Genomic DNA, 21,942 nt, shown 5'->3' on the forward strand with positions numbered 1-21,942 from the left:
TAAAAAAAGGAATACGTATTTTGCATATTCCTTTTTTTATATAATACTAATTAGTTATTTTCCGGTCGTAATTCTCTAACAACAGCTCCGGCCTTCCACATTTCGCTTTCACGAAGAGCCTTAAGTTCTTCTTCCAATTTTTCGCGATAGTCAGGCTTAGAGTTGGTATCGATCGATCTTTGAGCTTCATTTCCTGAAGCTACTTCTGCATATAACTTAGCAAATACAGGTTTAGTGGCATCATGAAAAGGAGTCATCCAGTCTAATGCACCTCTTTGTGCAGTAGTAGAACAGTTTGCATACATCCAGTCCATACCTTTTTCAGCAAAAAGAGGCATTAAAGATTGTGTAAGTTCTTCTACTGTTTCATTGAAAGCTTCAGATGGAGTGTGTCCGTTTTCACGTAACACTTCATATTGAGCTAATAAAATTCCTTGAATAGCCCCCATTAAAGTACCTCTTTCCCCAGTTAGATCAGAATAAACTTCACGTTTAAAGTCAGTTTCAAATAAATATCCTGAACCAACACCAATACCTAAAGCGATAGTTCTGTCTTTAGCTTTACCGGTAGCATCCTGGAAAATTGCATAACTGGAGTTTAACCCTCTTCCTTCTAAGAACATACGTCTTAAGCTGGTTCCTGATCCTTTAGGTGCAACTAAAATTACATCAATATCTTTAGGAGGTATAATTCCGGTGCGGTCGTTAAAAGTAATACCGAAACCATGAGAAAAATATAAAGCTTTACCGGCAGTTAAGTGAGGTTTTAATTTAGGCCAAACCTCAATTTGTGCGGCATCTGACAATAAATATTGAATAATAGTTCCTTTTGATGCTGCTTCTTCTATATCAAATAAAGTTTCACCCGGAACCCAACCGTCTGCTATAGCCTTATCCCAAGTTTTACCTCCTTTACGTTGTCCAACGATTACATTGAAGCCGTTATCTCTTAAATTTAATGCTTGTCCGGGACCTTGTACTCCATATCCAATAACAGCAATGGTTTCATCTTTTAATGTTTCCCTAGCTTTTTCTAAAGGAAACTCATCACGAGTAATTACATTTTCAATTACTCCACCAAAATTCATTTGTGCCATTTTGTTAGTATTTTTAATTTTTTATTAAAGATTCTTTTATTTTTAATTCACTTAACATATCACTTAAGCGTTCTATTTTTGAAGTATTTACAGCTATTCTTCCAGAACGAATAAATTGCAATACTTTAATATTTTCACTCAATTCTTGAAACAAAGCTTGCGTATCGGTGTAATGCCCTGTTTTTTGAATGACAACACAAATCTCGTTAATTTCAAGTATCTGAGCATTATATTTTCTAATTAAATTTTCCACCGAACCAATTTTTAAAAATTCAGGAGTGGGTAATTTATATAAAGCAATTTCCTGATGAATTAATTCATCGTCGGTATTATAGTAAGATTTCAACACATCCACGCATTTGTCGATTTGTTTTACTACTTTTTCAATCATTTCTTTATCACAAAGTACCGTAATGGTAAATTTATGTATGCCTTCAATAGCTGACGGCGATACCGATAAAGTTTCAATATTTAAAAATCTTCTGGTAAAAACACTGGTTACTTGACCTAAAAGTCCTACAGTATTTTCAGAAAATATAGTTACAGTATATAACGTTTTATTTTTCATGGTTATTTCTACTTTTTAGCATATAAAACAGCAAAGTCATAATATTTATAAAGACAATCAACATGTTTAAAACCCGCATCTTTCAGCCATTTTAATTGGGCAAGTATGGGACTTCTTTTGTCTAATTTAATTCTTTCATACGAAGCATTAATTTCATCAGCGGTAAGTCCGCTGTTTTCAATTTGATATCTCCAACGAGTATCATAAAATTTTGAAAAATAATCATCTTCACCGCAAACTTGATCTGCATTTATAAATGTTCCCTCTTCTTTAAGATAAGAAAAAATGGAATTATATAGTTTAATTTTATCCGAATCTTCCAAGTGATGAATAGCCAATGAGGACACGACGGCATCAAATGGTTGTGTCGATGTATATGTGGTAAAATCTTGTCGAATTATATGGATAGAGGTATTAGTTTCAAACCTATTTTTAGCAACTTCTAACATTTTTTCTGACAGATCAACCAAAGTAATTTGAGCATTTGGATATTTTTGAAGAACAAATTCGGATAATAATCCGGTACCGGCCCCTAAATCTAAAATTTTAGGAGAAGATGATGTAAGGTTTATATTTTCAACCGCTATTTTATAAAAATCTTGAAAACAGGGAATTAATTTTCTTCGCTGTTTATCGTATTGTTGGGCGACAGAGTTAAATTGAGTTTCAATAGTTTCCATAACATAGATTTATATTTGGTTAGTTTCTCCTAATAAAATGTTAGTTACACACGAACCGGCCGGAATCATCGGATATACCATACCCTGAATTTCAACCTGAACATCTAACAAGTAAGATCCCTTATGATTAATCATTTCTTCAATTGCCTGATCCAACTCTTCTCTTTTACTTATGGTTTTAGATTTAATATTGTAGGCCTTAGCAATAGCTTCAAAATTTGGATTTTTCATAAGAGTTTCAGAATATCTTTTGTCAAAAAACAATTCTTGCCATTGACGCACCATACCTAGAAAATGGTTGTTTAATATGATAATTTTTACATCAATGTCATATTGCATGATCGTTCCCAATTCTTGAATCGTCATTTGAATTCCGCCATCGCCTACAAATAAACAAACGGTTCGATCGGGTGCACCAATTTTTGCACCAATGGCAGCCGGCAAACCAAATCCCATAGTACCAAGTCCTCCGGAAGTAATAACACTTCGGCTTTGTTTATATTTAAAATACCGAACGCCCATCATTTGGTTTTGTCCAACATCGGTAACTAAAATACCTTCATGATGGGTAGCTTCCGATACTTTTCTTACGACTTCTCCCATTTTTAAGCTCCCGGATTCAGGATACAATTCTTTTTCAATTACAGCATCGTATTCTTTCTCGTAATATTCTTTAAAACTGTCTAACCATTCGGTGTGTTTATTTTCGTTTACTAATTGGGTTACCTCAGCTAAAGTTGCTTTAGCATCACCTAAAACTTTTACATGAGTTTTTACGTTTTTATCAATTTCGGAAGGATCAATATCAAAATGAATAATTTTTGCCTGTTTAGCATACGTTTTTAAATCACCGGTTACCCGATCATCAAATCGCATACCTATAGCTATTAAAACATCACATTCATTAGTTTTCACATTAGGGGCTACATTACCATGCATACCTAAAAGTCCCACATTTAAAGGGTGGTCAGTAGGAATGGCTGATAAACCTAACATCGTGGATGCGCCGGGAATATCAGCTTTTTCCAAAAACTTTTTAAGTTCTTCTTCCGCTCCGCTTAAGATAACTCCTTGACCGATTAACGCTAACGGTTTTTTAGCTTCATTGATAAGTTTGGCAGCTTCACGGATTTCTTCCGGTTTTAAATCCGGAATGGGTTGATAACTTCTTATAAAATTGATTTTTGCAGGGGCATATTCGATTTGTCCTTGCAAAGCATCTTTGGTTATGTCTAAAACTACTGGACCTTTACGACCATTACCGGCTATATAAAAAGCTCTGGCTACAGCCCAGGGAATATCTTCAGCATTTCGTATCTGATACGTCCATTTGCTGATCGGCTTAGTTATTCCTACTACATCAGCTTCTTGAAAAGCATCACTTCCCAGTAAACCGGAAAATACTTGTCCCGAAATTACTACCAGGGGAGTACTGTCAATCATGGCATCTGCTATCCCGGTTACTGTGTTAGTGGCACCCGGACCGGAAGTTACCAAAACAATTCCGGGTTTGCCTTTTGCACGGGCATAGCCTTGTGCAGCATGCGCCGCCGCCTGTTCATGACGTACAAGAATATGATTGATTTTATCTTTATAATCGTATAAAGCATCGAATACCGGCATAATAGCGCCTCCCGGATATCCGAATATGGTATCTACCCCTTCTTTAAGCAAGGATTGTATTAAAGCCTCACTTCCTGAAATATTAGTATTCATAGTCTTTATTCTTATTGTTTAGTCATTTTATTATATTATTCTTACTGCACCTAAATCAGCAGAGCTAACCATACTAGCATAAGCCTTTAAAGCTTTCGAAATTTTTCGATCTCTTTGCGGTTTAAATGCATTTGATCCTTTGGAAATTTCTTGATCTCTTCGGAATTTCAATTCTTCATCGGATATTTTAACATTAATGGTTCGATTAGGAATATCGATTTCAATGATGTCTCCGTCTTCAACTAAACCGATGGCTCCTCCGGCTGCAGCTTCTGGAGAAACGTGCCCTATAGATAAACCGGAAGTTCCTCCCGAAAATCTACCATCTGTAATTAAGGCGCATTCTTTTCCTAAGTGCTTAGATTTTATGTATGAAGTAGGATAGAGCATTTCTTGCATGCCGGGTCCTCCTTTAGGTCCTTCATAAGTAATAATTACTACATCACCCGATTGAACTTTTCCCGATAAAATACCTTCACAAGCGGCATCTTGAGATTGAAATACTTTGGCAGTTCCTGTAAACTTAAATATACTTTCGTCCACACCTGCGGTTTTAACAACACAGCCGTTTAGGGCAATGTTTCCTTTTAATATTGCTAAACCACCATCTTTAGTATAGGCATGATTCCAATCTCGAATACATCCTTCGGAACGATCGGTATCCAGAGTAGAATAGGTTGAATTTTGTGATCCCATTACTAAGTTAAATTTATTCCCCGGTGCCGATTGGTATAAATCCAATGCTTCTTGAGTAGGGTTTGGTTTAGTAATATCGTATATATCTATTGCTTCCTTTAAAGTGTAACCATCGATACGGTGGGTAGATGTATCTATTAAATCAGCTTTAGCCAATTCTCCTAAAATACCCATAATTCCTCCCGCTCTATTTACATCTTGTATATGATATTTAGTTGTATTAGGAGCAACTTTACAAAGACATGGTGTTTTTCTTGATAATGCATCAATATCATCCATAGTGAAATCTACTTCAGCTTCATTGGCGATAGCTAATAAATGAAGAATAGTGTTTGTAGAACCACCCATTGCTATATCTAGCGCCATTGAATTTAAAAAAGCTTGTTTCGTTGCAATATTTCTAGGTAAAACCGTTTCGTCTCCCTCTTGATAATATCTATAAGCGTTTTTGACAATTAGGGCAGCTGCATCCTTGAATAATTTTTTTCTGTTTGCATGAGTAGCTACTATAGTTCCATTTCCGGGAAGTGCTAATCCAATTGCTTCGTTTAAACAATTCATGGAATTAGCCGTAAACATACCGGAACATGAACCGCAAGTTGGACAGGCAGATCGTTCAATGGCATTCACCTCTTTATCTGAAACCGTCGAGTCTGCAGATTTAATCATAGCATCGATTAAATCTAAATGTTGATTATTTAATTCTCCGGCTTCCATAGGACCTCCGGAAACAAATATAGTCGGTATGTTCAGGCGCATGGAGGCCATTAGCATACCCGGAGTAATTTTATCACAGTTACTTATGCAAATCATGGCATCTGCTTTATGCGCATTTACCATATATTCAACACTATCGGCAATTAAATCCCTGGAAGGAAGAGAATATAGCATTCCATCGTGTCCCATGGCTATTCCGTCGTCAATGGCAATGGTATTGAATTCGGCAGCAAAACAGCCTAAAGCTTCTATTTCTGATTTTACAAATTGACCTATTTGATGCAAGTGCACGTGTCCGGGTACAAATTGAGTAAATGAATTGACAATTGCGATTAAAGGCTTCCCCATTTGTTCCTCGCGCATACCGTTAGCTCTCCATAGAGCTCGGGCTCCAGCCATTCTTCGACCATGTGTACTGGTGTGACTTCTTAACTGGTATTTCATTTTTTTAGTTTATTTTATTTTTTATAAAATTTAAGCCCTTTCCTTAATAAGAGAAAGGGCTTATGAATATTTTTAATAACTACAATTGATTTTACGTATATCCCTTTCTCTAATTAATATATATTGACCAGAACGAGAAGAAGTAATAGTATGTAGTTATGTTGATACATTGGTTTTAAGTATAAATTTTATAATAATGGGACAAAATTAAGATTGTTTTTTGTTATGTCCAAATATTATTTGTAAATAAAATAATATTTGATGAAATTAAATTATAATTTAATGTTAAAAACATAAATTAAAGTTTGCTATTTATATTGTATTGATTTATTCAATGGTGATTTTTTTTGTATTTTGGATATACTCTGAAATTTATAAATCTTTTTATAATAATTAATTAAAAAACAAGTAATCTAAATAATTTAATTCATCTAATTAGTAAGGTAAACAGGTAATTTTTAATTGAAAAAGGCAGTTATTCTTTAAAGTAGAATTTCTTTTGCTTATAACTAGATTTTAAAGTTTTATAAATCAAATAAGAAATAAAAGGACTTCATTATATGAAAGCCCTTTTATATTAACTAAACTATGAATTTTTAATATATTCTACAATCCAATTACCAACTTCAGAAGTTGAATAAGCTTTACCATCGAATGCGATATCCTCGGTAACTATTTTTTGTTCCATTGAAGCGTCCACCGCTTTTCTGATTAGAGCTCCTTCTTCTTTTAAATCAAAAGCATATTCAAACATTAATGCCGCAGAAAGTATAGTAGCTAGTGGATTTGCTATATTTTTTCCGGCAGCTTGCGGGTAGGAACCATGTATGGGTTCAAAAACGGAAGTATGAATACCTATTGAGGCAGAAGGTAACATTCCTAATGATCCGGTTATAACGGAAGCTTCATCGGTAAGGATATCTCCGAAAAGATTTTCTGTAACTAAAACATCAAAACGCTTAGGCCATTGAATAATTTGCATCGCAGCATTATCTACAAACATATATTCAGTTTCGATATCGGGAAATTCTTTTTCAATTTCTTGAGATACCTGTCTCCATAAGCGAGAAGAGCAAAGTACATTTGCTTTATCAACTATAGTCAGTTTTTTATTTCTTTGTCCTGCTAGTTTATAAGCCAGCCTAACAATTCTTTCAATTTCTTCTCTGGTATATACACAAGTGTCGTATGCGGTATTACCATCTTCACTTCTTCCTTGAGGACGACCAAAATATAAACCTCCGGTTAATTCTCTTACGCACATAAAATCTGCACCGTCCACAAGGTCAGGACGAAGCGGAGATTTATGTAGTAAGGATGGAAAGGTATTTATAGGACGAAGGTTTGCGTATAACCCAAGTTCTTTTCTCATTTTTAATAGACCTTGTTCCGGACGAACTTTAGCAGATGGATTGTTATCATATTTAGGGTCTCCGATAGCTCCAAATAAAACGGCATCTGAATCCATACATAAATCATGGGTTTCCTGCGGATATGGATTTCCGGTTTTGTCTATAGCTATTGCTCCAACTAAAGCTTCTTTAAAAGTAAGCTCATGATTAAATTTTGTGCATATAGCTTTAGTTACTTCTAAGGCTTGAGCTATGATTTCAGGGCCTATCCCGTCTCCGGGTAATACGGCTATATTTAATTTCATTTTCTATATTCTTTATATTTATATTCTTTATTTGTTATGCTTTTTTAATCCTTATACCAGTTTAGGATTAAAAAGTTTTCATCATACCTGAATTTAAAGCGTTAGTACATTTTAGTTTGGAAATAATTTCCTCATTAAAATTATATAAACGATTTAAATTTTTTAAATAAAATAAGTTGAAAACCTGATTTCCTTAAATAATTACCAATTTTAATGAAGGTTTTCAATTATATTCAGCATTTTTTCAGTCGCTTTTATAGCAGCTTCTGTTTGGTCAGCATCCAGTCCTCTGGTTTTAAATTCGTAATCATTTAACTTCCAAGATATGACCGTTTGTACAAGCGCATCCGTTTGTCCTCCGGGTGGAATAATTACTTTATAATTAGTAAGAATAGGTTTAGCCTTGTTCAATTTTTCATAAATGAGACTGATAGCTTCAGAGAATGCATCGTATTGTCCATCACCTGATGCTGTTTGTTCATACATTTTTCCGTCAATTTCCATACGGATGGATGCTGTTGGATGCAAACCTTTACTTAAAACTAAAGCATAAGAAAGTATTTTCACTTTCTTTTCATTTTCATTGGTATTTAAAACATCCGAAATGATGAATGGGAGGTCTTCTTGTGTAATAATTTCTTTTCTGTCTCCTAATTCAATCACTCGGTTGGTTACTTTAACCATATCTTTTTCATCCAATTCGATTCCTAAAGCTTCAATATTTTTTTTAATATTAGCTTTTCCGGATAATTTACCCAGGGCATATTCTCGAACTCTACCGAATCGATCCGGGTGTAAATCATTGTAATACAAATTGTTTTTATTGTCACCGTCGGCATGTATTCCAGCTGTTTGGGTAAAAACATTTTCTCCGATTACCGGTTGATTGGATGAAATATTCAGTCCTGAATAGGTTTCTACCACTCGACTTACTTTATTTAACATGTATTCTTTTACGGAAGTCTTTATCTTCATCTGATCATGGAGAACAGCAATTACACTGGGTAATGGAGCGTTTCCTGCTCTTTCTCCTAATCCGTTCATGGTAACATGAATTCCTTGAATTCCGGAATCTACTGCGGCCATTACATTGGCAACAGCCAAATCGTAATCATTGTGCGCATGAAAATCAAAGTGAATATTCGGGTAACGATGAATTATTTCCGTACAAAAAAGTTTTGTGTTAAGGGGGTTAAGAATTCCTAAAGTATCAGGAAGCATAAAACGTTGGATAGGAAGGTCTTTCAATTGATCTATCATAAAAAAAACATAGTCTTTTGAATGAATCATACCATTAGACCAATCTTCCAAATATATATTCACCGAAATCCCCATGGATTCAGCAAGTGAAATATCATGCTTAATATCTTTTACATGTTGTTCGGGTGTTTTACGTAATTGTTCTGTTACATGTTTAAGAGAGCCTTTGGTTAATAAATTGATTGTTTTGCACCCGGCTCTTTTTATCCAATCTAAGGACACCCCCTTGTCAACAAATCCCAATATTTCTAACTTATCTAAGTGTCCGGCGTTCTCTGCCCAAGAGGCTATTTTTTGAACAGTTAAAAATTCTCCTTCAGAAACTTTAGCAGAAGCAATTTCCAATCTATTTAATCCCATATCTATGAGTAGACGGGCAACGCTTAGCTTTTCCTGCATGGAAAATGAAACCCCGGAAGTTTGCTCCCCATCGCGGAGAGTGGTATCCATAATTTCTATCATACTGTTGTTTTTATTAATGATACGTGATAGACCCAATGGGACCTTTACTTAGAAAAATGAGATGATAAAATCGTATCTAATTTAGTATTGAAAAACACGGTTTTTTTCATATTCTTCAATTTTATCTTTTTTAGATAATAAGTAATCTATATCATCAAGCCCATGAAGAAGGCACTCTTTTTTATAAGAGTTAATGTCAAAAATTTCCGTTTTTCCCGTTTTATTATTGGTGATTGTTTGCTTTTCCAGATCAATAGTAATAGTATTGTTAGGATCTGAATGTACATTTTCGAAAAGATCCGATAAAAATTCAGGACTTACTACTACCGGAAGTAATCCGTTGTTAAGGGAATTATTTTTAAAAATATCAGCAAAATAGCTGGAAACCACTGCACGGAAGCCATATCCGGAAACTGCCCAAGCAGCATGTTCTCTACTGGAACCGCTTCCGAAATTCTTTCCTGCAACTAATATGTTCCCGCTGTATGTTGGATTATTCAATACAAAATCCGGTTTTGGATTTCCGGTTTTATCATATCTCCAATCAGCGAATAAATTATCTCCGAAACCTTCTTTATTAGTAGCTTTTAAGAAACGTGCGGGTATGATTTGGTCTGTATCCACATTTTCAATTGGTAGTGGAACATAGGTTGATGTTATCGTTTTAAATTTTTCCATTTTGTTTTTTTAGAGGATTAGTTTAGTTTTCTAGGATCGGTTATTTTTCCGGTTACAGCAGCAGCAGCAGCTACTAAAGGACTGGCCAAAATTGTCCTGGCTCCGGGACCTTGTCTTCCTTCAAAGTTTCGGTTAGTGGTGGAAACGGCATATTTCCCGGCCGGAACTTTATCATCGTTCATAGCTAGACAAGCGGAACAACCCGGTTGACGAATTTCGAATCCTGCTTCTTCTAATATTTTATATAATCCTTCGTCGATAAGTTGTTGAGCTACACGATGACTTCCGGGAACTAACCAAGCGGTTACATTTTCTGCTTTTTTCTTGCCTTTTACAAAATTCGCAAAGGTTCTAAAATCTTCAATTCTTCCGTTAGTACAACTTCCAATAAATACATAGTCAATAGGTTTTCCTTCCATTTTTTCTCCCGGATTAAAGCCCATATAATCCAATGATTTTTTGAAAGATATTTTACCGGTTTCATCCAATCCGTCTAAAGTAGGTATAGATCCGGTTATAGATACTCCCATACCCGGGTTAGTACCGTAGGTAACCATAGGTTCAATCTTAGTAGCGTCAAAAGTATATTCTTTATCGAATTGGGCTCCTTCGTCGGTTTTCAACGTTTTCCAGTATTCAACTGCTTCCTTCCATTTATCTCCTTTAGGAGCAAAGTCTTTACCTTTAAGATATTTAAATGTAGTTTCATCCGGTGCAATTAATCCGCCTCGTGCGCCCATTTCAATACTTAAATTACAAAGAGTCATTCGTTGTTCCATATTAAGATTTCGAATAGCTTCTCCTGCATATTCAACAAAATAACCGGTAGCTCCTCCTGTGGTAAGGGTAGATATCATATATAATGCTAAATCTTTAGCCGTTACTCCTTCACTTAGGGCTCCGTTAAAATTAATTCTCATTGTTTTGGGTCTGCTTTGAAGAATACATTGAGTAGCCAAAACCATTTCAACCTCACTGGTTCCGATTCCAAATGCAATAGCTCCGAAGGCACCGTGTGTAGAAGTGTGACTATCTCCACAAACGATGGTCATCCCCGGTTGGGTATAGCCGTTTTCAGGACCAATAATGTGAACCACTCCGTTTCTCTCATTTCCAAGAGCATAAAGGGTAAGACCAAATTCTTCCGCATTTTTAGAAAGAGTATCTAATTGTTTTTTGGATATAGGATCTTTTACCGGTTGATCTTGATTACAAGTGGGCGTATTGTGGTCGGCAGTTAACGTTGTTTGAGAAGGTCTAAAAACTTTTAATCCTCTTTCTCTTAGTCCGTTAAAGGCTTGGGGGCTGGTTACTTCATGGCAAAAATGCCTATCTATATATAATTGGGTGGGCCCATCTTGTATAGACGTAACCGTATGAGCATCCCAAATTTTGTCAAAAAGTGTTTTCATGGTATATTCTCTTTTTTAATTGGTTTTGTATATAGTGTTAAACGGTAAATTTATTTATTGCATCAAGATAAGCTTCAACGGAAGCAGTCACAATATCTGTATTTGCTGAAAATCCGTAATAATTTTTACCCTTATATTCAACTTGCATGTGAACTTTTCCTAAGTCGTCACTTCCTTTGTTAATAGCCTGAATTAAAAACTCATGAATAGTCATTTGTTTTTTAAGAATATCTCTTACGGTGTTAATTGCTGCATCTACAGGTCCGTTTCCGAAAGAAGTCGAAGTGAACTTTTCGCCGGCTATATTTAGGGTAACAATTGCAGCATTTTTAATTCCTTTTCCGGAAGTAACTTGTAAGTAATCGAGTTTTATACGGTTACTTTCATTAGGTTCTTTTCCTACTAATATTAAAAGATCATCGTCATTAATATCTTTCTTTTTATCAGCAAGTTCTAAAAATCGTTCGTATATATTGGCTAATTCATTCGCTTCTACTTTAATTCCTAGTAAGTTCAGTCTGCTTTTAAGGGCATGACGACCACTACGGGCAGTAAGCACTATAGCATTGTCATCTATTCCAACTTCTTTAGGATCAATGATTTCGTATGTTGAGAGATTTTTTAATACTCCGTCTTGATGAATTCCGGAAGAATGGGCAAAAGCATTTCTACCTACTATTGCTTTATTAGGTTGAACAGGCATATTCATTAAGCTGGAAACCATTTTGCTTACCGGGTATATTTTCTTTGTATTAATATTTGTGTCAATAGATAATTCTTTATGACTTTTTATAGCCATAACAACTTCTTCAAGTGATGTATTTCCTGCTCTCTCACCAATTCCGTTAATGGTTACCTCTACTTGTCTGGCACCATTGATAACTCCCATAAGTGAGTTGGCTGTTGCCATTCCTAAATCTTGATGGCAATGAGTAGATAAGATGGCATTTTTCATATCTACATGGTCAATTAAGTATTTTATTTTTTCGCCATATTCTGTAGGTAAACAGTATCCAGTGGTATCAGGGATATTGATAACTGTTGCTCCTGCATTTACAACTGCCTGGACCACTTGGGCTAAGTATTCATTGTCAGTTCTTCCCGCATCTTCAGCATAGAACTCAACATCTTCAACGAATTTTTTTGCATATGCAGTTGCGGCAACGGCTCTTTTTATGATTTCTTCTCTGGTAGAGTTAAATTTATATTTAATGTGGAAATCAGAAGTTCCGATTCCTGTATGTATTCTTTTTTTCTTGGCATATTTGAGAGCATCGGCAGCTACTTCTATATCTTTTTCTACAGCACGGGTTAGAGCGCAGATGGTAGGGTTTGTTACAGCTTTGGAAATAGCTTCTACAGAAGTGAAATCTCCCGGACTTGAAATGGGAAAACCGGCTTCTATAACATCCACTCCTAATTCTTCTAATGCTTTAGCAATTTCAATTTTTTCAATTGTATTTAATTGACACCCCGGGACCTGTTCTCCATCCCTTAAAGTAGTGTCGAAAATGAATAATTTATCCATCCTTGATATCGTTTTCTTTTTGTGATTAAAAAACATTAAAAAGCCTTTCTCCTTAGAGTGAGAAAGGCTTTTTATATTTTGTATAATTTACAACACAAGCATTACTCACCCTGAGCTTGACCCAGAATCAGAACAATGCTAATTATGTTAGTAAACAATGACATTCTTTGTATTAATTATAATTGGGCGCTAAATTATGATAATTTTTTTAATTGCCAAAATAAATTTAATAAAAAATATTTTTACTTTATATTGATTTGTGTAATTTTTTAAGGCATTACTCTTTGGATTTGTGAAATTATAAATCTGAAATTTATCAAAATGTAATAAAAAACGAGTTCATATCTTATTGTTTTATCCATTATTCAAAACATTATTAAACTAATAATCGTATAATATTTTTAATTAGTTATTTAAATTTAGCGAACAATACAATATATATATATTGTATTTTTACTTTAAATAAATTATATTTATAGTTTTTTTTGTTCATTTATATAATTAATTTAAATATATGAATATGATAAAGAAAATTCTTTTATTAGTATATTTAATTATTTTAATTGAAGTTATACTAAGATTTATAGGCTATTATACAAATGAGTGGTTGATTATTAAAGGGTTTTATATAAATTATGAAGCAGGTTTTATTAGAAGAGGATTATTTGGGAGTATTTTATTTTTTTTAGCTAATAACACACCTATTAATCCATTTAAATTTCAAATTATTTTTGAAATTATATTAATAATTCTTTTAGTATATTTTATAATAAAGGAATTTTACAAAAATAAGTTAGAACCTTATATTTTATTTGGTAGCTTTATGCTTATAAATATTATTGCTCGTAGAATGTTTTTTACATTAGATGTTTTGTTGATTGTTTATTTTCTTTTCCAATTATATGTTATTAGCAAAATAAAAACTTTTAGATTAAAAATTTTGATATGTAATTTGATGAGTATTTTCATGATACTTATTCATGAGGCATACTTTGTTTTTACATTTTTCCCTTTGCTTTATTTGCTTAATATAAGTAGTTTGAAAGCCAAAAATTTGAAAAAAATAGTATTAATTCTACCCTCTTTTATAGTATTTATAATAGTAGGGATATGTTTTAATGGGCGTAATATGGATATAAATATTATTATTAATAGTTGGAAAGAATTTGGAATAGAACATATGAAAACTATAAGTGATATGTATTGGGTATATAAATCAACTGATGAAATAATTATGTGGAAAATTCCAATTTTTAAAAAACATCCAATTTATCTCTTAGGCTTTTTTTTAAATGCATGTTTAATTTTTTTATGTATGTTTATTTATTTGAAAAAAAATTTTCGATTTAAATCAAATAATATATTTTCATTTTTAATATGTCAATATATAGCTATTCTTTTAATAAGCTTGATTGCTATTGATTATGTTAGATGGTTTTGGTTATCCAATATGATAACTATATTTACATTAATTTATGTGAAATCATCTAACAGTTTTTTTACAAGAATAAATTTTGAATTACCGAATAGGATATATTCTGCTAATAAATATATTATCTTATTTATTGGGTTGCCCTTAGGGGGCAGCTGGTCTCCAACACAGTTTATATATACTATGCCTATAAAATACCTTTTTGATTTTGGAAATAGAATTTTATTGTATTTTAGTTAGGGAGAGTTCGTGATTTATTAAAGAGGGTAGTTCATCTTTATAATGGGTCACGTAGATCAATGCTTTGCTTGAATCGCAAAATTTTTCGATAATTTGCAGAACACGAAATTTATTATTTATATCCAGTCCATGAAGGGGTTCATCAAGAATAACAAGCGAAGGATTTTTAATAAATACACGAGCTAATAAAATTAAACGTTGTTCTCCTGTCGAAATAGAGAGAAAAGAAGAATTTTTAAGTTTTTCAATTCCTAAAATTTCCATCCATTGCAAGGATACTTTTATTTGCTCTTGATCACATTTTCTGTATAAACCAATAGTATCAAAAAATCCCGATCCAACTACTTCCAAGCATGTTACATTTTTTTGATAATATAAATGCATTTCCGGTGATATATATCCTATATGCTTTTTAATATCCCAAATACTTTCTCCTGTTCCTCTTTTTTTATCAAAAAGGAGAATGTCATTGGCATACGCTTGAGGATTATCGGCAGCAATTACACTCAATAAAGTTGATTTTCCGGAGCCATTAGGACCGGATAAAGCCCATTTTTCACCTTTTTTAACTTTCCAAGATATGTTTTTCAAAATGGTTCGGTTGCCATATTGAATATTTATATTATTTAATTGTAAAGCATAGTTATAACTAATTTCCTTTGGTTGATTAGAGGGGTATGGAAGTTTTTTTAATTCATAATTAAAATGAGGAAACAATTCATTTTGCAGTTTTTTATCTTCAAAAAATTCTTGAGAGGTTTTACTTGGGAATAATGTTTTGTTGTTTATGGGTAAAACATGAGTAATAATTGGAGAAATATCTGCAAAGTTTGAGATGAGTATTATCACCTGTAAGTTTTGTAAATTTTTAAGGTTGAGTAAAACCTGATCTAAAACTTGTCTGGCTTTAGTATCTAAGCCAATATACGGATTGTCTAATATTAGAATCTCGGGTTTAGTAGATAAAGATTGAATAATTAAAAATTTTCTGAGTTCTCCGCTCGAAAGGAGATCAATATTTTTCTCCATTAAGTCTTCAATTCCAACAATGGAAATGAGGTATTCCATCCATTGTAAATCAGTATTCTTGAATAATAGATCCTTAACTTTGGGCGTTTCATCTTCCAACCCTTTGTTCCACCTTTGTTGGTAGTAGCTGTTTTGAGTCTTGGAAAAGGCATGAATATTCTTAAAAGCAACTATTTTTATAAAATCAGAGAGATGATTAAATTTTTTAGTATAACTAATTTTACCTTCTTGTAAAGCATATTTACCTAATAAAATATCAATTAATAATGATTTTCCTGCTCCATTTGGCCCAATGACAGCCCAATGTTGGGCAGGTGTTATTTTCCAATTTATAGGAGTAGAAAATTTAGCAAATTCTTTTTGTGGGATTATGTTATCCAATTCTACCATAGTGTTCATTTTAAAAATACCTATTTATTTATATTTATAATCTATAAAAAAATTAATTATTCCTATCAAATGTAAAATATTGACAGTAAATTTATTCACAAGGGTAGGAAGAATATTTTACAAAACCTTATCTTTGTAACAATATATATAGGAAAATACGAAAAAATGCCTTTTTTAGATAAATATAGATCAATTATTAGAGATGCTATAAATAAACATAAATTAACAAATCCTCCCCATCAACTTTATGACCCCATCAATTATATTTTATCAATAGGCGGAAAACAATTACGTCCTATATTTTTATTAATGTCGTGTGATCTGTTTAAAGGAAGTATTGAAAGAGCCGAAAAACCTGCTTTAGGGATAGAGTATTTTCACAATTTCTCTTTGATGCATGACGATATTATGGATAAAGCCTCCTTACGCAGAGGCAAAGAAACCGTTCATGTTAAATATGATCAAAATGTAGCAATTCTATCGGGAGATGCGTTGATGGTTAAGTCTTTTCAAATGTTAGAGGACTTAGAACCTCAATTATTTAAAAAATGTTTTCATTTGTTTTCCCAAACTGCTTTAGAAGTTTGTGAAGGACAACAGTATGATATGAATTTTGAAAAACAATCGAATGTGTCATATGAAGAATACATAAACATGATTACCGGTAAAACGGCTGTATTGTGTGCTTGTGCTTTTCAAATGGGCGCATTATTAGCAGAAGCAGATGAAGAGGATTCAAAAAATATGTATGAATTTGGCAAATCGTTGGGGATTGCTTTTCAATTAATGGATGATTATTTGGATGTATTTGGAAATCAAGAATCCGTAGGAAAAAAACATGCAGGAGATATTGTTGAAAATAAGAAAACGATCTTATACATCTTAGCTCGACAAAAAGCAAATGAAGAACAGAGACAAAAATTAAATGGTTGGTATACTATTACAGGAGAAAATATAAACAAAGTAAATGAAGTTTTAGCTATTTTTAATGATTTGAATGTAGGGGATTCATGTTTAGAATTAATTAAAACCTATTCAGATCAATCAAAAAACTATTTAGATAAAGTTAAAGCAGATGCTACCAAAAAACAGTTTTTTTATAAACTGATCGATTATTTATTAGTTAGGGAAAGTTAATAAAGATGATATTTAGAACAGAATTACCATATAATCCTAATTCAATTAAACTTGATTACAAAAGTAAAATATTTACTATAGGTTCCTGTTTCGCTACCGAAATTTCCAATAAATTATCTCAGTATAAGTTTTCAGTATTTCATAATCCTTTTGGTGTTATATTTCATCCTTTAGCTGTTGAAAATGCAATCATGAGAATTTATTCCCAGGAAGAATATCAATCATCAGAACTTTTCAAATATGAAGAATTATATTTAAGTTGGGATCATCATTCTTCTTTTAATGATATATCAAAAGATAGGGTGTTATCTCATATCAATCAGAACATAAATTTAGCTAATAAGTTTCTTCAAGAGACCGATATGGTTATAATTACTTTAGGAACTTCATTTGTATACAAATTAAATCAATTTGATATAATAGTAGCTAATTGTCATAAAATTCCAAATACACATTTTTCTAAATTATTATTGGCAGAACATCAAATAAAAACTTCTTTGAAAAACATCATTGAAATGTTGACGGATATGGGAAAGAAAAACATGAAGATTTTTTTTACATTAAGTCCGGTAAGACATAGTAAAGATGGTATGGTTGAAAATAATATAAGTAAATCCAAACTTTTATGTGCCATCCATTCGGTGGTCGAATCATATGATAATTGTGAGTATTTCCCATCGTATGAATTTATGATGGATGATTTACGGGATTATCGTTTTTATAAAGAAGATTTAATACATCCAAATGATGTAGCTATAAAATATATATGGGAGAAATTTAAAAATGCCCATATTTCACCTGATGAATTTTCAACCATGCAAATGGTGAAAAAAGTAAACACTTCTTTACAACACAAAATTCAAAATACTCACACGATAGCCTATAAAAAATTTTTATATAGCATCGCAAAAAATATTCAGAATTTAGAGCCTCTTTTACCACCGGGTGCTTTTAAAGAAGAATATCAAGAATTAAGAAAAAAAATGAATGATTCTTATTAAGATTAATTAAAAAATATCCAAATTAAATAATGCTATTGATAGATAGTCATACCCATTTATATTCTGAACAGTTTGATCACGATAGAGAAGAAGTGATTCAAAGAGCCCTGGGTCATGGAGTACAACGTTTTTACTTACCTTCAATAAATTCATCTTATTACCCTAAGATGGAAGAACTTAAAAATAAATATCCTGAAAACATGTTTTTAATGATGGGGCTTCATCCTTGCGATGTAAAATTAGATTCATTCGAAAAGGAGTTAGCCTTTATTGAAAATAAACTTTCCGAGGAAAAATTTGCGGCTATTGGAGAAATAGGATTGGATTTATTTTGGGATACTTCGACTTTGGAAATTCAAAAGTATGCTTTTATAAAACAAATTCAATTAGCTAAACAATATAAACTTCCGATCGTTATTCATATTAGAGAAGCTTTTAATGAAGTATTGGAAATCGTAAGAAAAGAAAAAGATGCAAATTTGTATGGGATAATTCATTGTTTTACGGGTAACTTAGAACAGGCAAAAGAGTTTGTAGATTTAGGCTTTTATTTAGGAATCGGAGGAGTTGTTACTTTTAAAAACGGAAAAATAGATCAGTTTTTAAAAGAAATTCCTATAGAAAAGATTGTTTTGGAAACAGATTCTCCATATTTGGCACCTTCTCCTTTTCGTGGCAAAAGGAATGAATCATCTTATTTAAAAATTATTGCCGATAAACTTTCAGATATCTATGAGATGTTGCCTGAAAAAATAGGAACTATAACCTCTGAAAATGCCAGAAAAATTTTTAAATTATAACAATAAATAAAACTCTATTAATATAACTGCTATGGTTACTAAAAGATAATAACATTCTTCGGAAATGAAATATAGTTCTTATGAAAAGAAATAAGCTCTTTGATTCATTAAAATTAGTATTAATTTTCTTAATGGTTTATGGACATACCTTGCAATATAATAGCGGGCATATGGCGGATACGATCTTTGGTTTTATTTATACCTTTCATATGCCATTATTTATTTTTATATCCGGTTATTTTTCAAAAAATATTACTTGGGAAAAATATAAAAAATCTTTTATATCATTAATAATTACTTTTACCATATTCCAATTTATTTATTCATTTCCTATAATTTTTACAGGATTTAAAAATTGGATAATTTTTTTTATTAAACCCAAAGGATGGTATATCATTGGATTATTAGTATGGCGTTTTTTATTTTTAATTGGAAAAGATAAGGTTTCAAAAGGTTCTTTTTTACTAATCTCTTTTTTATTCCCTTTGGGCATAGGATTCTTAGATTCCGAAATATTCATGTTCAGAATACTTACCTTTTTTCCTTATTTTTTACTCGGCGCCTTTTGTAAGGAAGTCAGTATTGTAAGGATAAGAAATATCAATAAATTATATACAATAATTTTTTTGGTTATAATACTTATTAGTATTTACTTCATTGTAAATAGAGAATTTTTGATTTCTTTATTTGGGGAAGATCCCTACATAAAAAATTATAATACCCGATATGAAGGGTTCTTATATAGGATCTTAGCGTATGTTTTAGCAATAACGGTTTCAATTGGAATTATAAATATAATACCGGATACCCTGGGTAAATATGGTTCTAAAACTTTGGAAATTTACTTGATGCATCACATTATTTTAAATTTTTTATATGTTGGATTATTTCCTCTATTGAATTTTAACCCTGACATACTATTAAATTTAGGTGTTACAGCTATAATTGTTATTACTTGTTTATATTTGGCAACATTTAAAATTGTTAAATTTATAATGTCCCCATTAGATTATTTAAAAAAATCATAGTAAATTGATAACTAATTAAAAAATCAATCCTAAGGGTTATTTATTCATAATTTTTGGTTGTTGTTGATTTAAAGTTAAACCAATAAATTCGATTTTTATTTAAAAGTTAGTAAATAAAAAAAATCCGGTAGTTATTACCGGATTTTCATATTTTTAAAATAATCGTATTAAATTTTAAGCTTGAGCTTCAGTACTAGGTTGTATTGAAACATAAGAACGATTATTTTGTTTTTTTCTAAAAACTACTACCCCATCTGTAAGAGCAAACAAAGTATGGTCTTTTCCCATTCCAACATTATCACCTGGGTGATGAGTTGTTCCTCTTTGTCTCACTAAGATGTTACCTGCTTTGGCGTCTTGACCACCGAAAATCTTTACTCCTAATCTTTTGGAATGTGATTCTCTACCGTTTTTGGAGCTACCAACTCCTTTCTTGTGTGCCATGCTTTAATTACTTTATTAAATTAATCTTCTGCTTTTACTTCTTTAACTTCCGCTTCTTTTTCTTTTTTAGGAGCTGCTTTTTTTGCAGCCTTTTTAGGAGCTTCTGCACCACCTATGGAAACAATTTGAATTTGAGTAAATTGTTGTCTGTGACCGTTTTTTACTTTGTAACCTTTTCTTCTTTTCTTTTTGAAAACAATTACTTTGTCTCCTTTTACTTGATCTAAAACTTTAGCGACTACTGTCACTCCATTAATAACCGGGGCGCCAACTGTTACAGAACCATTATCGGTAAGCAATACTTTGTCAAAAGTTACTTCGTCGTCAATATTTGCTTTTAAACGGTTTACGAACAATTTTTGGTCTTGCTCAACTTTGTATTGAAGCCCTGCTATCTCTACAATTGCATACATAAAATTTTCGTTTTTTTGAACTGCAAATATAATGATTTTTTTCAGAACAAAAATGTAAAATGTATAAATATAAAAAAGTGATAAATGTACAATACAAAAAATACAATGTTTACCTTTGTATTATACAAAATTTATACGCGAATTTTACATGACAAGAAAAGCTCTAAGAATAGTCTACATGGGAACTCCGGAGTTTGCTGTAGCTCCTTTAGAAGAAATAATAAAATCCGGATATGAAGTAGTGGGAGTAGTAACTACCCCAGATAAACCGGCAGGAAGAGGACAAAAAATGGCTGAATCAGCCGTTAAAAAATATGCAGTAAGTCAAGATTTGACTTTGTTCCAACCCGTAAAAATGAATGATCCCGAATTTATAAATCAGCTTCAACAATTAAATCCGGATGTAATCGTTATTGTAGCTTTTCGTTTATTGCCTAAAGAAGTTTGGTCTATTCCAAAATTAGGAACTTTTAATTTACATGCATCCTTATTGCCTCAGTACAGAGGAGCTTCACCTATTAACTTTGCTATTATCAACGGGGATAAAGAATCGGGGGTTACCACATTTTTTATTGATGATAAAATTGATACCGGTGAAATTTTGTTGCAAGCTAAGACAGAAATTAATGATTCCGATGACGCCGGAATTTTACATGATAAACTAAAAAATTTAGGAAAACAATTAGTAGTAAAAACTCTTGAAGGCCTTTCAGAAGGAACATTAAAACCTCAAAAACAAATTTTAAAAGAGGGGGTTGAATATAAATATGCTCCTAAATTATTTAAAGAAGATTGTCAAATACATTGGGATGCACCTTTAGAAAATATACACAATTTAATAAGAGGTTTAAGTCCTTATCCTGCTGCTTTCACCCATTTGTCGATAAATGGAGAGTCTAAAATATTAAAAATTTACAAGGGACATTATAAAATTGAAAAACATATTCTAGATATTGGAACTGTATGTATTGAAGGCAAAAAAACATTTAAAATTGCAGCCGCCGATGGATTCTATTTTTTAACTGAAGTTCAATTAGAAGGAAAGAAAAGAATGGGAATTTCAGATTTTATAAACGGATTAACAATAAAACATAATTTAAAAGCTAACTAAAA

The 21,942-nt window shown here is 32.1% G+C and carries 18 protein-coding genes; 5 read left to right on the forward strand and 13 right to left on the reverse strand.

What is annotated here, in order from left to right:
* Positions 1–50: 50 nt before the first annotated feature.
* The 11 genes from ilvC to GFV01_RS07440 form a co-directional block, all read right to left on the reverse strand.
* Complete coding sequence (ilvC, locus tag GFV01_RS07390; RefSeq protein ID WP_105297162.1) at positions 51–1,097, reverse strand: ketol-acid reductoisomerase; 1,047 nt, start codon at positions 1,095–1,097, stop codon at positions 51–53.
* Positions 1,098–1,110: 13 nt separating this feature from the next.
* Positions 1,111–1,665 carry an acetolactate synthase small subunit gene (gene ilvN, locus GFV01_RS07395; RefSeq protein ID WP_105297163.1) on the reverse strand — a complete coding sequence of 185 codons (555 nt, stop codon included), beginning with the start codon at positions 1,663–1,665 and terminating at the stop codon, positions 1,111–1,113.
* Between the two features lie 8 nt (positions 1,666–1,673).
* Complete coding sequence (locus tag GFV01_RS07400; RefSeq protein ID WP_160565989.1) at positions 1,674–2,345, reverse strand: class I SAM-dependent methyltransferase; 672 nt, start codon at positions 2,343–2,345, stop codon at positions 1,674–1,676.
* Positions 2,346–2,354: 9 nt separating this feature from the next.
* Complete coding sequence (ilvB, locus tag GFV01_RS07405; RefSeq protein ID WP_160565992.1) at positions 2,355–4,061, reverse strand: biosynthetic-type acetolactate synthase large subunit; 1,707 nt, start codon at positions 4,059–4,061, stop codon at positions 2,355–2,357.
* A gap of 30 nt (positions 4,062–4,091) precedes the next feature.
* Positions 4,092–5,918, reverse strand: coding sequence for a dihydroxy-acid dehydratase (gene ilvD / locus GFV01_RS07410; RefSeq protein WP_160565995.1), 1,827 nt, complete (start codon positions 5,916–5,918; stop codon positions 4,092–4,094).
* Between the two features lie 586 nt (positions 5,919–6,504).
* Positions 6,505–7,575, reverse strand: coding sequence for a 3-isopropylmalate dehydrogenase (gene leuB, locus GFV01_RS07415; RefSeq protein WP_160542774.1), 1,071 nt, complete (start codon positions 7,573–7,575; stop codon positions 6,505–6,507).
* A 210-nt stretch (positions 7,576–7,785) separates the two neighbouring features.
* Positions 7,786–9,297 carry an alpha-isopropylmalate synthase regulatory domain-containing protein gene (locus GFV01_RS07420; protein WP_160565997.1) on the reverse strand — a complete coding sequence of 504 codons (1,512 nt, stop codon included), beginning with the start codon at positions 9,295–9,297 and terminating at the stop codon, positions 7,786–7,788.
* Between the two features lie 81 nt (positions 9,298–9,378).
* A complete protein-coding gene (gene leuD, locus GFV01_RS07425; protein WP_160565999.1) occupies positions 9,379–9,975 on the reverse strand; it encodes a 3-isopropylmalate dehydratase small subunit in 597 nt (198 codons plus the stop codon).
* Between the two features lie 17 nt (positions 9,976–9,992).
* Positions 9,993–11,387: a 3-isopropylmalate dehydratase large subunit gene (leuC, locus tag GFV01_RS07430; RefSeq protein ID WP_160566001.1), complete on the reverse strand. Its 1,395-nt coding sequence runs from the start codon at positions 11,385–11,387 to the stop codon at positions 9,993–9,995.
* A gap of 37 nt (positions 11,388–11,424) precedes the next feature.
* Positions 11,425–12,915, reverse strand: a complete 1,491-nt coding sequence (locus GFV01_RS07435) for a 2-isopropylmalate synthase (RefSeq protein ID WP_105297171.1) — start codon at positions 12,913–12,915, stop codon at positions 11,425–11,427.
* Between the two features lie 1,654 nt (positions 12,916–14,569).
* Positions 14,570–16,006, reverse strand: coding sequence for an ATP-binding cassette domain-containing protein (locus GFV01_RS07440; RefSeq protein WP_221411120.1), 1,437 nt, complete (start codon positions 16,004–16,006; stop codon positions 14,570–14,572).
* 165 nt (positions 16,007–16,171) lie between these two features.
* On the opposite strand from GFV01_RS07440, the gene GFV01_RS07445 reads away from it, so the two are divergent.
* The 4 genes from GFV01_RS07445 (at position 16,172) to GFV01_RS07460 (ending at position 19,972) form a co-directional block, all read left to right on the forward strand.
* Positions 16,172–17,143, forward strand: coding sequence for a polyprenyl synthetase family protein (locus GFV01_RS07445; RefSeq protein WP_160566005.1), 972 nt, complete (start codon positions 16,172–16,174; stop codon positions 17,141–17,143).
* A gap of 5 nt (positions 17,144–17,148) precedes the next feature.
* Positions 17,149–18,144, forward strand: a complete 996-nt coding sequence (locus tag GFV01_RS07450; RefSeq protein ID WP_160566007.1) for a GSCFA domain-containing protein — start codon at positions 17,149–17,151, stop codon at positions 18,142–18,144.
* Between the two features lie 29 nt (positions 18,145–18,173).
* On the forward strand, positions 18,174–18,944 hold the full coding sequence (locus GFV01_RS07455) for a TatD family hydrolase (protein ID WP_160566009.1): 771 nt from the start codon (positions 18,174–18,176) through the stop codon (positions 18,942–18,944).
* 80 nt (positions 18,945–19,024) lie between these two features.
* Positions 19,025–19,972: an acyltransferase family protein gene (locus GFV01_RS07460; RefSeq protein WP_160566011.1), complete on the forward strand. Its 948-nt coding sequence runs from the start codon at positions 19,025–19,027 to the stop codon at positions 19,970–19,972.
* 174 nt (positions 19,973–20,146) lie between these two features.
* Here the strand turns inward: GFV01_RS07460 and rpmA are convergent, their stop codons facing one another.
* Positions 20,147–20,416 (reverse strand): 50S ribosomal protein L27, encoded by a 270-nt coding sequence (gene rpmA, locus GFV01_RS07465; RefSeq protein ID WP_160542760.1) that lies wholly within the window; start codon positions 20,414–20,416, stop codon positions 20,147–20,149.
* Positions 20,417–20,436: 20 nt separating this feature from the next.
* Entirely contained in the window at positions 20,437–20,829 is a 393-nt protein-coding gene (rplU, locus tag GFV01_RS07470) for a 50S ribosomal protein L21 (RefSeq protein ID WP_105297179.1), read from the reverse strand.
* A 148-nt stretch (positions 20,830–20,977) separates the two neighbouring features.
* Between rplU and fmt the strand changes: the two genes are divergently transcribed.
* Positions 20,978–21,940 carry a methionyl-tRNA formyltransferase gene (gene fmt, locus GFV01_RS07475; protein WP_160566014.1) on the forward strand — a complete coding sequence of 321 codons (963 nt, stop codon included), beginning with the start codon at positions 20,978–20,980 and terminating at the stop codon, positions 21,938–21,940.
* Positions 21,941–21,942: the final 2 nt, after the last annotated feature.

Source organism: Apibacter sp. B2912, from assembly GCF_009827835.1.
Lineage (GTDB): Bacteria > Bacteroidota > Bacteroidia > Flavobacteriales > Weeksellaceae > Apibacter.

Bases quoted from the DNA above. Each gene is read 5' to 3' on its own strand.
- GFV01_RS07450 (WP_160566007.1), top strand. From the start codon at position 17,149: ATGATATTTAGAACAGAATTACCATATAATCCTAATTCAATTAAACTT.
- fmt (WP_160566014.1), top strand. From the start codon at position 20,978: ATGACAAGAAAAGCTCTAAGAATAGTCTACATGGGAACTCCGGAGTTT.
- GFV01_RS07435 (WP_105297171.1), bottom strand. From the start codon at position 12,915: ATGGATAAATTATTCATTTTCGACACTACTTTAAGGGATGGAGAACAG.
- ilvC (WP_105297162.1), bottom strand. From the start codon at position 1,097: ATGGCACAAATGAATTTTGGTGGAGTAATTGAAAATGTAATTACTCGT.
- ilvD (WP_160565995.1), bottom strand. From the start codon at position 5,918: ATGAAATACCAGTTAAGAAGTCACACCAGTACACATGGTCGAAGAATG.
- ilvB (WP_160565992.1), bottom strand. From the start codon at position 4,061: ATGAATACTAATATTTCAGGAAGTGAGGCTTTAATACAATCCTTGCTT.
- GFV01_RS07455 (WP_160566009.1), top strand. From the start codon at position 18,174: ATGCTATTGATAGATAGTCATACCCATTTATATTCTGAACAGTTTGAT.
- GFV01_RS07460 (WP_160566011.1), top strand. From the start codon at position 19,025: ATGAAAAGAAATAAGCTCTTTGATTCATTAAAATTAGTATTAATTTTC.
- GFV01_RS07445 (WP_160566005.1), top strand. From the start codon at position 16,172: ATGCCTTTTTTAGATAAATATAGATCAATTATTAGAGATGCTATAAAT.
- GFV01_RS07440 (WP_221411120.1), bottom strand. From the start codon at position 16,006: ATGGTAGAATTGGATAACATAATCCCACAAAAAGAATTTGCTAAATTT.
- rplU (WP_105297179.1), bottom strand. From the start codon at position 20,829: ATGTATGCAATTGTAGAGATAGCAGGGCTTCAATACAAAGTTGAGCAA.
- rpmA (WP_160542760.1), bottom strand. From the start codon at position 20,416: ATGGCACACAAGAAAGGAGTTGGTAGCTCCAAAAACGGTAGAGAATCA.
- leuB (WP_160542774.1), bottom strand. From the start codon at position 7,575: ATGAAATTAAATATAGCCGTATTACCCGGAGACGGGATAGGCCCTGAA.
- leuD (WP_160565999.1), bottom strand. From the start codon at position 9,975: ATGGAAAAATTTAAAACGATAACATCAACCTATGTTCCACTACCAATT.
- GFV01_RS07420 (WP_160565997.1), bottom strand. From the start codon at position 9,297: ATGATAGAAATTATGGATACCACTCTCCGCGATGGGGAGCAAACTTCC.
- leuC (WP_160566001.1), bottom strand. From the start codon at position 11,387: ATGAAAACACTTTTTGACAAAATTTGGGATGCTCATACGGTTACGTCT.
- GFV01_RS07400 (WP_160565989.1), bottom strand. From the start codon at position 2,345: ATGGAAACTATTGAAACTCAATTTAACTCTGTCGCCCAACAATACGAT.
- ilvN (WP_105297163.1), bottom strand. From the start codon at position 1,665: ATGAAAAATAAAACGTTATATACTGTAACTATATTTTCTGAAAATACT.